The sequence below is a fragment of the Bacillus sp. FSL E2-8887 genome, assembly GCF_038007205.1.
GTDB lineage: Bacteria > Bacillota > Bacilli > Bacillales > Bacillaceae_G > Bacillus_A > Bacillus_A mycoides.
The window spans coordinates 92,172-106,805 of record NZ_JBBOWS010000003.1 but is presented as its reverse complement, the minus strand read 5'-3'; the positions used below and the strand labels follow the sequence as shown (position 1 = coordinate 106,805).

5 protein-coding genes and 2 pseudogenes are annotated in these 14,634 nt (G+C 35.4%); 2 read left to right on the top strand and 5 right to left on the bottom strand.

Translation table 11 applies throughout. From position 1 onward, the window contains the following. Positions 1 to 215: 215 nt before the first annotated feature. On the top strand, positions 216 to 1,070 hold the full coding sequence (locus NSQ08_RS29615; protein WP_193658943.1) for a phospholipase C: 855 nt from the start codon (positions 216 to 218) through the stop codon (positions 1,068 to 1,070). Between the two features lie 143 nt (positions 1,071 to 1,213). On the opposite strand, the pseudogene NSQ08_RS29610 reads toward NSQ08_RS29615, so the two are convergent. From NSQ08_RS29610 to NSQ08_RS29595, 4 genes and pseudogenes are all read right to left on the bottom strand, one after another. Next, a pseudogene (locus NSQ08_RS29610) lies at positions 1,214 to 1,695 on the bottom strand (helix-turn-helix domain-containing protein); the annotation flags it as partial. Positions 1,696 to 2,123: 428 nt separating this feature from the next. Beyond that, on the bottom strand, positions 2,124 to 2,435 hold the full coding sequence (locus NSQ08_RS29605; protein WP_000637500.1) for a heavy metal-binding domain-containing protein: 312 nt from the start codon (positions 2,433 to 2,435) through the stop codon (positions 2,124 to 2,126). Positions 2,436 to 2,668: 233 nt separating this feature from the next. Further along, positions 2,669 to 2,945 (bottom strand): annotated as a pseudogene (locus NSQ08_RS29600) (discoidin domain-containing protein); the annotation flags it as partial. A gap of 36 nt (positions 2,946 to 2,981) precedes the next feature. After that, on the bottom strand, positions 2,982 to 3,188 hold the full coding sequence (locus NSQ08_RS29595; RefSeq protein WP_193649153.1) for a hypothetical protein: 207 nt from the start codon (positions 3,186 to 3,188) through the stop codon (positions 2,982 to 2,984). Between the two features lie 524 nt (positions 3,189 to 3,712). Between NSQ08_RS29595 and NSQ08_RS29590 the strand changes: the two genes are divergently transcribed. Further along, positions 3,713 to 6,175, top strand: a complete 2,463-nt coding sequence (locus tag NSQ08_RS29590) for a PAS domain S-box protein (RefSeq protein WP_340780627.1) — start codon at positions 3,713 to 3,715, stop codon at positions 6,173 to 6,175. A gap of 443 nt (positions 6,176 to 6,618) precedes the next feature. Here NSQ08_RS29590 and NSQ08_RS29585 read toward each other — a convergent pair whose 3' ends face one another. Beyond that, positions 6,619 to 13,662 carry a Cna B-type domain-containing protein gene (locus tag NSQ08_RS29585; RefSeq protein ID WP_340780626.1) on the bottom strand — a complete coding sequence of 2,348 codons (7,044 nt, stop codon included), beginning with the start codon at positions 13,660 to 13,662 and terminating at the stop codon, positions 6,619 to 6,621. Between the last annotated feature and the right edge of the window lie 972 nt (positions 13,663 to 14,634).

The window sequence follows — 14,634 nt, the reverse complement described above, 5'->3', positions numbered from 1 at the left end:
TGCTACCCCATGTAGTTTTCTATGTCTCTTTCAAATGATTTTTGCACCAGAACCAAAATTCATCATATCGACCTAAATATATTCACCGTAATGTAATAATGAATTTAAATATGAAATTTTGCATATATTCAAAAAGCAATCTACTTCCTTACTGATCAATGCTAGGATTATACATGAGGGTGATGTTAGATTATATATCAAATGGAGGAATATTTATGAAAAGAAAAATTTTTGCTTTAGCTTCAGTAATTGCTTTATCAGCCCCTATTCAAAGTGTGGCGTTTGCACATGAAAATAGCCATCAATATGGGACATCTTTTGGTCATAAGTGGTCCGCAGAAGCCATCCATGATGAAGGAGTAAGTACTCATTTATGGATTGTTAACAGAGGCATTGAAGTTATGGCCCAAAATAAGACCGTTGTGAAGCCAAATGAGATATCTCTATTAAATGAATGGCGTAATGAGTTAGAGAAGGGTGTCTACTCTGCCGATTATGAAAATCCGTACTTTGATAATGGCACATTCGCTTCACACTTCTATGATCCTGATACAGGAAGTACGTATCTTCCACTTGCCAAACACGCAAAAGAAACAGGAGCAAAATATTTTAAATTAGCTGGTGAATCCTATCAAAATAAAGATTTTAAAAATGCATTTTTCTATTTAGGATTATCACTTCATTATTTAGGGGATGTTAATCAGCCTATGCATGCAGCGAACTTTACCAACGTTTCGCTTCCTATTGCCTTACACTCAAAATATGAAAACTTCGTCGATACTGTGAAAGACAATTATAAAGTAAAAGATGGAAATGGCTATTGGAACTGGAAAAGTGTAAATCCAGAAGATTGGGTTCATGCTTCTGCAGTTGGTGCAAAAGCAGATTTCCCACTAATTGTTAATGATAAGACAAAAAAGTTGTTTCTAGATGCCGCTATATCACAAGACGCTGCTGATAAATGGCGTGCTGAAGTAACACCGGTTACTGGAAAACGTTTAATGGAAGCGCAACGTATTACAGCTGGATATATCCACTTATGGTTTGATACGTATGTGAATAATAAATAATAAAATACGAAAAGATAGTCCTTTTTCAAAGAAGGCACTCTCTTTTTTCAATTAGATAGTTTCTCCATGATTTAAACAAATTAGATTAGCTTTAGCTGATGGCTCTTCAATGGATTGATTAGCAGCACCAACAGACGAATCTTTTTTTCTACTGGTTGCGCTTCTGATTCTCCAAGAATAGACACAAGGTATGTACCGCCCTGGGTTTCGTCTAATCGTAACATTTAGAATATGCCCTTTTATTGTCCATTACAGCAATATTACCGTTAGTTAGTTTGTTTTGTTGTATAGGATTGAACTTTATTGTTTTTAGACTTGAATCGTGGCATATCATTCTGTTTTGTGAAAAAACGTGAAAAAGCATCTGCGAGGTTTTTTTATGTGGATTGAAGAGCAATACTATCTACTTCTTTTAACCAAAGCGTATCCTATTGCTTCTTTAATTGAGTGGGCTCAGCAGAGCAAGAAGGATAGTTAATCCTTTGCCAGTTTCTTTAGAGGTGTCATTCCGAAGAGCAAGAAAATGATTAAATACAAAGCGACTGCACCCAATGGTCTTAGCAATTAATATTTCTTGTCGCTTATTTGGATAGATACGGAACTTATATGCTTTATTTACTAACACGGGTTGCACCTCGCTTTCTTGTATGATGCCTTCAGTATACAAAAAACGTAGGATTATGCCTACAGACATTCATCTCTTACCTAAAATTGGTGTTTCACACCTTCACATTTTTGAGGAAGAAGTTTTCTGTCGGAACAAGATAAATATAATAAGGGAATGCATGTATACTGATTTATACTGCATTCCCTTATTGTAATTGTATGTCCACTATATTTTATTCTTCCTTTTCTAAAATTTAAAAACTAACATCCAAATTTCTTAGTTTTCACCTCTTTCTAGATCCACTCCATTGTAAAAAAACTCTTCATTAAATGTCCAAACTATTAACTAGTGTCCCCCCTAAACTATAATAACTTTTAAAATTTTCCCAACAAAAAAATCCCCGTAAAGCATATACACTTTACGGGGAGAGCCTGTTTTCTATCTTATTATATACGTACAGCCGTACCACTTACAGCAACCATTAACATACCATCACGAACAACTTCGTAGTCTACGTCAACACCAACGATTGCATTAGCACCTTTTTGTCTTGCAAGTTCTTTCATTTCGTCCATTGCAATATCACGTGCTTCTTTTAATTTACTTTCATAAGCACCAGCACGACCACCAACAACATCACGGACTGAAGCGAATAAATCGCGGACAATATTCGCACCCATAATAGCTTCACCATTTACAATATCAATATATTCACTAATTTCTTTCCCTTGAATTCCCTGCGTTGTTGTTACAATCATGATTGACACTCTCCTATAACTTATAATTTTTAATCGGCGTTTCTTATGTCTTTATTATGACATGGAAAAAGTAGCTAGACTATCTAATAACCTTACAGGAATGTGACATTTTTGTAAGGAAAACTTACTCATTTTCTATTCGGATTTCTTTAAATATTAGACGAGAAATCTAAAGCAAATACCACGGAAAATATATGTTTTTTTACAGATGATGGTTGAGTTCAAACATATTTTTAATATCCAAAAATATCTACCTCAACTGCAGAAGCATATCCATTTTTTCCATTTGTCACTTCTATTTTTACATATTTAATAGCAAACCGGTTCAAATGTTACAGTTTTGTTATCCTTATTATTTTCCCATGTTCCAAACGATACTTTTTCATACTTAAGACCATCCACACTCGTATAGATATTGTAATTTAAAATATGACCATTTTCTGACCAATCTTGTCGGGGTAGATATACTAATTCTGTAATTGTTCGCTTTCCATCAAGCTCTAACGATAAAAAAGCCTTGCTGATTGCAAGACTCCTCTCCTCATTTCATACAATTGTGTATCGACTATTCTCTGAAACAAGTAAACTTGTATGATCAATCTTGACACGACATTTCCCTAACCTCCGCTTTACTTCCGATTGTAATTTCTTGTTTGCTTCTTCTAAAGAATGTGCTGGAATAATTGCTGATTGTAAGTCTGTTACCTTGCCATCATACATCACAGAAAAATCAATTTCATATCGATGTATCATAATTTCTCCACTTCCTTTCCAGTAGTTCGCTTACAACTCATCCTTACATGCTTTTTGTTTTCGTATATTTTTACAATTACACTAAGTTTCTTCACAATCCTCGCTAACCCTACCAAAATAACCTTTAAAAATTCCAATACTTAATAAAATATATGCAACAACCTTAAAAAATCATTCTCACACCTTTTTTCTGAAACTTCATTTAAGCTACTTAAAATCCCGAATAACAAGCATAATCTCATTCGATACCAAATGTATTAACAATTCATTAAAAATCGATTACAAACAAATCTGGAATGTTATTTTTTCTGGAATGGAAACTTTTTGTGCTGAAAATTAAATAAATATTATTATCCATCACAACCAATTGATAATCCTGGTAAAAAGGATCTAGATTTTCATCACTACTCATATCTCTCTCCCGAAAACAAACTTATTCTTTAGAATAATAAGTCTAATTATGATGTAATTTGTAGGATTTTTACACTCTTTGTCGAATACATGTAAAAAGGAGGGAATATGGCATGCTATTCACAGGATTCTTCATTAATCTATCTATTTTTTCTTTCCTAGCTAGTTCAGCTATTTTTATTCAAGTATTTATAAGGAAAACGGATCACAAATTTATCCATTTATTTCAGGGCACATATGCGGGTATCGTAGCTGCTATTTTGATGATTTTTAATTTTAAGCACATGGGATTGTTTTATGACTTGCGAGCCGTTCCTCTTATTATTTCGTTTATTTATTTTGGTCGTACAGCTGGTTGGATCACGTTAATGTTTATTTTATTTATGCGTATTTTCTACCTTGGTGGTGATTGGGGACCAGCTTTGATAGCTGCTTTAGGAATTGCTACTATATATACTATATTCAAAACATATCTCAAAAATACCCATCCCTTTAAAAGCGTCTTTCTTTATCTAGCTGTTTATCTAGCCATAATTCATTGGGTATTTGGATTCTTTTTTCCTTCTATCTCACTTATACTTCTTAACATCCAAGGTACATTATTTATATCTTGCGGACTCTTAATTGGCGTTTTCCTTATGGAATCCTATCAAAATTTATATAACTTAACACAAGACCTAGCTAAAGCGAATGAAACTTTATTAGAATCAAAGCAAGAATTAAGGGATACCGTACATGAACTACAAGGAGGTATTTTTAAATTTAAAAAAGCAAATGGGAAATTTATTCATACTCTGTGTGATGGACAATTATTTTATCAACAAGGATTTCACTCTGAACAAGTTGTAGGGAAGAATTTACCTACTATAGATTCTTCCATTATTTCATCCCATTTAGTTTCTCGAATACTAAAGTATTATCAACAGGCATGGAATGGTGAAGAAATAACTTTCGAACTACCATGGCCGAATGATGAGACTATGATACTTGTCTCTCTTAGGCCTGTTAAAAGAGAGGGAACAGTGGTTGAGGTGGTTGGTTCTACTGTTGATATAACGAAAAGAATAAATGCGGAAAATGAACTAAAGGTAACGAAAGAGCGACTGGAATCATTTATTAATCATAACGTAGATGCTATCACTATATTTGATTTAGACGGACATATGTTGCAAGCGAATAAAGCCTATGAGAAGATTTTTGGTTGGTCAGAAAAAGAATCCGTAGGAAAAAAATTACCTTGCGTACCTGATTTTTTAATGAATGAAACTTTAGAGTTAATCAAAAATATTAGTAATACCAATATACAAGACCCTATTATTACTAGGTTAGAAACAGTTAGACAACGAAAAGATAAAACTCTAATTGATGTAAACGTGACGGTTTCACCAATTCTAGATTTAAGGGGCAATATAATTGCTTTATCAGGAATTTGTAGAGACATTTCTGAAAGGAAACAAGCAGAAAGAGAACGCCGTCAATTACATCAACAATTAAGAGACAGTGAAATGAAATACCGTGCGCTCATCGAACAAGCAACTGATGCGGTTTACGTAGTAGAACTGAATGAGGATAAGGTTCCAACTCAATTCATTGAAGTAAATCCTGTCGGGTGTAAAAGATTTGGGTATAGTAGAGAAAAGCTTCTCTCAATACCGTTTTTCAATATTGTTTCTCAAGATTCTAGAATGATCATAAAAATGTTAGAAAAAATTAAAGAAGGACAATCTTTTTTTACTTTACAAGATGAATATACTTTTCCAACAGGAAAAACAATAACAACAGAATTTAGTATCCATATTTTCAGCTTGAATGGCAAAAACGTTTTCTTAAGTATCTCTCGAGATATCACTGAACGATTAAAAACAGAGGAATTATTACGAAAATCGGAGAAACTTGCTGTAGTAGGTCAATTATCCACTGCAATTGCTCATGAAATTAAAAATCCTTTAACAGCAATGAAAGGATTCATGCAGTTATTAAAATCAATGGAAAATAAGAACATTGAGCATTATATAGATATAGTGTTATCAGAGATTGAACGTATAGATAGTATTACTAATGAATTTATGACATTAGCAAAACCTGAGGCATTAGAAATTAAAACTAATGACCTGAATGTATTAATGAAGCAAATTGTAATGTTACTTGAACCTCAAGCGATAATGAATTGCATACAAATTACAACTGAGTTTACATCTGATACTTCATTCATACTTTGTGAAGGGAATCAATTAAAGCAAGCTTTTATAAATATCTTAAAAAATGCGATTGAAGCAACACCAATGGGAGGGCAAATCTTGATTCAAATCGAATATGCACCTGATAAAAAACAGGTAAACATTCAATTTACCGATTACGGGTGTGGAATTGAAAAAGAACGTTTACCTTATCTAGGGGAACCATTTTATAGTATCAAAGAAAATGGTATCGGTTTAGGATTAATGATTTGTTATAAAATTATTGAAAAACACCAAGGAAAGATACTTATTGAAAGTGAAGTAGGAAAAGGAACAACAGTTAATATAAATCTTCCTATATCTACTCTCGAAAAAGAAAACTCTTATTCATCTTTTTAGGTACATCCTAGAACCATGAAGTATTAGTTAACAAACAAGTAGTTTCTGTGAAAAAAACGGAAATTTCATTCCAAACCTAAAAGTTAGACTAAAGTCTTTCATACACTTTCCCATATCGCAAAACCTGTTATAACAAAAGATTTTAAAATAAGAAAAGGCCGTAAAGCGTTTTATACAAAGCGCTTTACGGCCTTTTGATTTTGAATCAACGGTACGTTATAAATCATAATGATGAATCCAGATTATAATCACTACATAAGCAATATACATTCTATTTTCACCTATTATTTCTACTAAGTCACTTATGATTAAGATTATTCCTAGTTGATAATAGTTTCCCATTGAAATTGCTTGGCTTAGATATACATAATCTCTAGTCTTTCTAAGTTGATAGTATTAGTATGTCCAAGTTTGATAGATTTTTTATACCATAACCAGTCTTTTTATCTCATTCGTTGACGAACAAATACGAATCCACCTAAAGCCATCAACAACATTCCTACAATATATGAAATCATCTCCATTGATGTTCCACCTGTGTTAGGAAGCCATACTGATGTCTTAGTATTTTCTTTAGTAGGTGGAACTTTTGAATCCGTGCTTGGATCTTTTGGATCTACGCTCGGATCTTTTGGATCTGTGCTCGGGTCTTTTGGATCTACGCTCGGATTTTTTGGATCTTCCTTGATTTTTGTATTCGTAATATCATAACCTTTTACTTCAGATTTATATCCATCTACCGGTTGTTCTTTTACTTCATACTTATACACCTTACCTTCGGCATCATATGCCGCTAAGCCTTTGAATCCGTATTTCCAACCTGTTGCTTCACTTACTTCTTGCGTCGCAACTACTTGGCCATTTTGTAGTAGGTCGACCTTGATCATTGCCGGACGATCTTTCGCATTGTCGTCCTTCCATGTCTTCGTTCCTTCTACTGTTGTTTTACCAACCTTTGTATTTGTAATGTCATAACCTTTTACTTCGGATTTATATCCATCCACTGGTTGTTCTTTTACTTCATACTTATATACCTTACCTTCGGCATCATATGCCGCTAAGTCTTTGAATCCATATTTCCAACCTGTTGCTTCACTTACTTCTTGCGTCGCAACTACTTGGCCATTTTGTAGTAGGTCGACCTTGATCATTGCCGGACGATTTTTCGCATTGTCGTCCTTCCATGTCTTCGTTCCTTCTACCGTTGTTTTACCAACCTTTGTATTTGTAATGTCATAACCTTTTACTTCGGATTTATATCCATCCACTGGTTGTTCTTTTACTTCATACTTATATACCTTACCTTCGGCATCATATGCCGCTAAGTCTTTGAATCCGTATTTCCAACCTGTTGCTTCACTTACTTCTTGCGTCGCAACTACTTGGCCATTTTGTAGTAGGTCGACCTTGATCATTGCCGGACGATCTTTCGCATTGTCGTCCTTCCATGTCTTCGTTCCTTCTACTGTTGTGTTACCAACCTTTGTATTTGTAATGTCATAACCTTTTACTTCGGATTTATATCCATCCACTGGTTGTTCTTTTACTTCATACTTATATACCTTACCTTCGGCATCATATGCCGCTAAGTCTTTGAATCCGTATTTCCAACCTGTTGCTTCACTTACTTCTTGTGTCGCAACTACTTGGCCATTTTGTAGTAGGTCGACCTTGATCATTGCCGGACGATCTTTCGCATTGTCGTCCTTCCATGTCTTCGTTCCTTCTACTGTTGTGTTACCAACCTTTGTATTTGTAATGTCATAACCGTGAACTTCGGATTTATATCCATCTACTGGTTGTTCTTTTACTTCATACTTATATACCTTACCTTCGGCATCATATGCCGCTAAGTCTTTGAATCCGTATTTCCAACCTGTTGCTTCACTTACTTCTTGTGTCGCAACTACTTGGCCATTTTGTAGTAGGTCGACCTTGATCATTGCCGGACGATCTTTCGCATTGTCGTCCTTCCATGTCTTCGTTCCTTCTACTGTTGTGTTACCAACCTTTGTATTTGTAATGTCATAACCGTGAACTTCGGATTTATATCCATCTACTGGTTGTTCTTTTACTTCATACTTGTATGCATTGCCTTCGGCATCATATGCCGCTAAGTCTTTGAATCCGTATTTCCAACCTGTTGCTTCACTTACTTCTTGCGTCGCAACTACTTGGCCATTTTGTAGTAGGTCGACCTTGATCATTGCCGGACGATCTTTCGCATTGTCGTCCTTCCATGTCTTCGTTCCTTCTACTGTTGTTTTACCAACCTTTGTATTTGTAATGTCATAACCGTGAACTTCGGATTTATATCCATCCACTGGTTGTTCTTTCACTTCATACTTATATACCTTACCTTCGGCATCATATGCCGCTAAGTCTTTGAATCCGTATTTCCAACCTGTTGCTTCACTTACTTCTTGCGTCGCAACTACTTGGCTATTTTGTAGTAAGTCTACTTTGATTGTTGCCGGACGATTTGTTGCGTTTCCGTCCTTCCACGTTTTTGTTCCTTCTACTGTTGTTTGCGCTACTTTTGTATTTGTAATGTCATAACCTTTTACTTCAGATTTATATCCATCCACCGGTTGTTCTTTTACTTCATACTTGTACGCATTGCCTTCGGCATCATATGCCGCTAAGTCTTTGAATCCATATTTCCAGCCTGTTGCTTCACTTACTTCTTGCGTCGCAACTACTTGGCCATTTTGTAGTAAGTCTACTTTGATTGTTGCCGGACGATTTGTTGCATTTCCGTCCTTCCACGTTTTTGTTCCTTCTACTGTTGTTTGCGCTACTTTTGTATTTGTAATGTCATAACCGTGAACTTCGGATTTATATCCATCTACTGGTTGTTCTTTTACTTCATACTTGTACGCATTGCCTTCGGCATTGTATGCTTGAAGTTTTTCAAATGTATACTTCCAGTTTGTTGCCGCTGTTACTTCTTTTGTGTCTACTACTTTACCGTCTTGTAGTAAGTCTACTTTGATTGTTGCCGGACGATTTGTTGCATTTCCGTCCTTCCACGTTTTTGTTCCTTCTACTGTTGTTTGCGCTACTTTTGTATTTGTAATGTCATAACCGTGAACTTCGGATTTATATCCATCTACTGGTTGTTCTTTTACTTCATACTTGTACGCATTGCCTTCGGCATTGTATGCTTGAAGTTTTTCAAATGTATACTTCCAGTTTGTTGCCGCTGTTACTTCTTTTGTGTCTACTACTTTACCGTCTTGTAGTAAGTCTACTTTGATTGTTGCCGGACGATTTGTTGCATTTCCGTCCTTCCACGTTTTTGTTCCTTCTACTGTTGTTTGCGCTACTTTTGTATTTGTAATGTCATAACCGTGAACTTCGGATTTATATCCATCTACTGGTTGTTCTTTTACTTCATACTTGTACGCATTGCCTTCGGCATTGTATGCTTGAAGTTTTTCAAATGTATACTTCCAGTTTGTTGCCGCTGTTACTTCTTTTGTGTCTACTACTTTACCGTCTTGTAGTAAGTCTACTTTGATTGTTGCCGGACGATTTGTTGCATTTCCGTCCTTCCACGTTTTTGTTCCTTCTACTGTTGTTTGCGCTACTTTTGTATTTGTAATGTCATAACCGTGAACTTCGGATTTATATCCATCTACTGGTTGTTCTTTTACTTCATACTTGTACGCATTGCCTTCGGCATTGTATGCTTGAAGTTTTTCAAATGTATACTTCCAGTTTGTTGCCGCTGTTACTTCTTTTGTGTCTACTACTTTACCGTCTTGTAGTAAGTCTACTTTGATTGTTGCCGGACGATTTGTTGCGTTTCCGTCCTTCCACGTTTTTGTTCCTTCTACTGTTGTTTGCGCTACTTTTGTATTTGTAATGTCATAACCGTGAACTTCGGATTTATATCCATCTACTGGTTGTTCTTTCACTTCATACTTGTATGCATTGCCTTCGGCATCATATGCCGCTAAGTCTTTGAATCCATATTTCCAGCCTGTTGCTTCACTTACTTCTTGCGTCGCAACTACTTGGCCATTTTGTAGTAAGTCTACTTTGATTGTTGCCGGACGATTTGTTGCGTTTCCGTCCTTCCACGTTTTTGTTCCTTCTACTGTTGTTTGCGCTACTTTTGTATTTGTAATGTCATAACCGTGAACTTCGGATTTATATCCATCTACTGGTTGTTCTTTCACTTCATACTTGTATGCATTGCCTTCGGCATCATATGCCGCTAAGTCTTTGAATCCATATTTCCAGCCTGTTGCTTCACTTACTTCTTGCGTCGCAACTACTTGGCCATTTTGTAGTAAGTCTACTTTGATTGTTGCCGGACGATTTGTTGCGTTTCCGTCCTTCCACGTTTTTGTTCCTTCTACTGTTGTTTGACCTACCTTTGTATTTGTAATGTCATAACCTTTTACCTCGGATTTATATCCATCTACCGATTGTTCTTTCACTGTATAGATGTAAGCTATCCCGTTTGTATCGTATGCTTGGAGTTTTTCAAATGTATACTTCCAGTTTGTTGCCGCTGTTACTTCTTTTGTGTCTACTACTTTACCGTTTTGTAGTAAATCTACTTTAACTGAGCTTGGGCGATCTGTTGCGTTGTTATCGTTCCAAGTCTTTGTTCCTTCTACTTTCGTTTCGCCTAATTTTGTATTCGTAATGTCATAACCGCTTACGCTAGATTGATATCCCACTACTAGTTGTTCTTTCACTTCATACTGATAAGCTATTCCATTCGCATCGTATGCTTCTAAATCTGCAAATATATATTTCCAACCCATTACTGCTAGTACGTCTTGTGTTTTGATCACGTTTCCGTTTTGTAGTAAGTCTACTTTGATCATTGTCGGACGATTTATTGCGTTTCCGTCTTTCCACGTCTTCGTTCCTTCTACTGTTGTTTGCGCTACTTTTGTATTTGTAATGTCATAACCTTTTACTTCAGATTTATATCCATCCACCGGTTGTTCTTTTACTTCATACTTGTACGCATTGCCTTCGGCATCGTATGCCGCTAAGTCTTTGAATCCATATTTCCAGCCTGTTGCTTCACTTACTTCTTGCATCGCAACTACTTGGCCATTTTGTAGTAAGTCTACTTTGATTGTTGTCGGACGATTCGTTGCGTTTCCGTCCTTCCACGTTTTTGTTCCTTCTACTGTTGTTTGCGCTACTTTTGTATTTGTAATGTCATAACCTTTTACTTCAGATTTATATCCATCCACCGGTTGTTCTTTTACTTCATACTTGTACGCATTGCCTTCGGCATCATATGCCGCTAAATCTTTGAATCCATATTTCCAGCCTGTTGCTTCACTTACTTCTTGCGTCGCAACTACTTGACCATTTTGTAGTAAGTCTACTTTGATTGTTGTCGGACGATTTGTTGCATTTCCGTCCTTCCACGTTTTTGTTCCTTCTACTGTTGTTTGCGCTACTTTTGTATTTGTAATGTCATAACCTTTTACTTCAGATTTATATCCATCCACCGGTTGCTCTTTTACTGTATATGTATAAGCAACACCGCTCGCATCATATGATTCTAAATTTGTAAATGTATATTTCCAACCATTTGCCGCTGTTACGTCCTGTGTTCCGATTACATTGCCATTTTGTAGTAAGTCTACTTTGATCGTTGCCGGACGGTCTGTTGCATTTCCGTCTTTCCACGTCTTCGTTCCTTCTACTGTCATTTTCGCTACTTTTGTATTTGTAATATTGTAGCCATTTACTTCCGATTTGTATCCCGCTACCGGTTTTTCTTTTACTGTATACGTATAAGCAACACCATTTGCATCATATTGTGCTAGGTCTGCAAATGTATAATTCCAACTGCTTGCTGCTGTTACGTCTTGTGTTTGAATTACGTTTCCATTTTGCAATAAGTCTACTTGGATTGAGCTTGGACGATCTGTTCCATTGTTGTCATTCCAATTTTTCGTTCCTGAAACAGATGTTTTTGCATCTTTTGTATTCGTAATGTTGTAGCCATTTACTTCCGATTTGTATCCCGCTACCGGTTTTTCTTTTACTGTATACGTATAAGTATTACCATCATTATCATATGCTGGTAGATCTGCAAACGTATAGTTCCAGTTATTCGCTGCTGATACATCTTGTTTTTTGATTGAATTTCCATTTTGCAGTAACTCTACTTGGATTGAGCTTGGGCGATCTGTTGCATTGTTGTCATTCCAATTTTTCGTTCCTGAAACAGATGTCGTTTTCACTTTATTCGGAATAGCAAGCTTTACGCCTTTTTCAGCATTTGCATCAATTGTAAAAGGCACTTTTACTTGAGGATCAAAATCCAAATAGTTTGGACCTGCAATCTCTTGTACATAGTAATTTCCTGGGTCTAGATTAGGGACCTCAACCATACCTTGTCCATCCGTTGTATAAGTATCGCCAATTTGCTGACCTGACTCTGTATATAAGTTAAATGAAACATTCGGTATAAATTTCGTCTCATCTCCGGCAATGTGCTTCACAATTCTTAACGTTCCTTTAGGGGGTAAATCGCCTTGTGCACCGCCGCCCTGATCTATATTGTTAACTCTAGCATTACCCGAAGTTGATACAGGATTTTCATTCGTAATCTTGTAATCAACCGTATATTGATTATCAAAATATGATTGACTCTTTCCGCTTGCAGTTATAGTAGATGTATAGGAGAAAGCAAAAGTAATACCACTTGCCTTATCCTTATTAATCACAACTTTAAACGCGTTATCACCGATAAAAGTAACCGTTCCATAACCTTGGGCTTGAAATTCTTGAGGTGGCATTGGAGCGGCAAATCCTCCAATACGGAAACTATCTTGATTAAGTGTTTGTCCCGGTTGCAAAGTATCTGTCAAAACAATATCTGTATCTACATTTTGTTTTGCACCATTTATATTTAACCACCAATTTACTATACCGGTGTCTTCGGGTTTAATACTGCCCCCTTTAGAGTGAAATGTTCCAGGGCTACTTCCCCCATTATTAGTTGGACCAGTAATCGTTACCTTTTGAGCCTCTAAATTTGTACCTAGATCCGTATTGATTGTTTTCTTTTCTCCCGATGCTACATCCTGAGTCGCTTCAATTTGAAAATAAAAATGCCCCCTAACATTTAGAAGTTTCTCAGCTACATCACTAAATGTACATACCACATTAGTTGTATTTATTTGACAAGTACCAAAATTTTGCCCTTGCTCATTGTTCAATGGAATCGTTCCTTTGAATCCTTTTAATTCCGGGGGCAACGCTAACATTAATGTATCTCCCGTTTTTATTTCCAATCCAGGTTTTTCACTAAAATTAACGCGTATTCTCGTCTGTTCACCGACACTTAGTTCCGTTTTATCAAATATAAAACTATCAACTAGTCCTGTTTTATTTAATTCTTGTGCATTTGCTATTATAGATGTGAAATTCTGACCTATAGTAAATATAAAAATCATTATAATCGAAAAAATCGAAGTCACTCTTTTTATCATGTCATTCTCCTATAAATTATATTTAGATGGATTCTAATATGAATATACAATGACAATGACTTAATAGGCTGATGGCATACCGTTTCCTTCAACTGTTATAAACTAAAAAACTTGAAAATAGATTTCTATAAACGATTTCTCTACCCTCCAATAAGCTTCAATTCTTTAATCTAACATTAATTTTACTAAGTTTACTATTTACAAATTTAATAGTTATTGATATCATTGTAACTATTGAAGTTACGTTTATCATCATCCCTATCAAATCTTGAAAGCTTGTATCATATCTACCATCTTATGGATAGCATAAATTTCTGATTAATAATGTTTTCATTTCAATGCTATTAGTTTATTCATACTACTTTCCATTATTTTCAGATTCATAGCATCAGTATGTCCCAATTTGATAGAACCTTTTTATTGATTCACAATTTTATTTACCAGAACCTTTTGCCCCCTCCTACAGGCATTACCCCCATGCTCTCATCCATACTATAAAACTATTTGGATACCAAAAATAGTTTCCGTAACTTTTGTAACTGATTTTGTAATTTAAAAAACCAAACATAAATTAATACCTCATTTGGGATAAACTTCTTATTTTATAATCCCTCCTACATACACTCAAATATCATCCTTAAGTGCTTGTGCTAAGCCTCTACCTCATTTTTGATTCATTTAGTAAAAATCACAAACAATTTTGTTTATTCATGTACCTCTTACATATCATTTCTTAGGTTTATAATTAAGTAGTCCTATGCTTTTTAAAAAAATGAACAGTAACGTTCACTAATTTGTGTTAGCTTATGAATTTAGAATTTTAATCTACATGACTTATAAACTTCATGGTTAAATCTCACTATACCAAACCTTCAATTAAATTCTCAGCATGACGACTAGATTCATAATTAATTGTAGTTGCTTATTTCTTTATTTGCATGAAACCAAACTTCACATTGCTAGATTGGCACA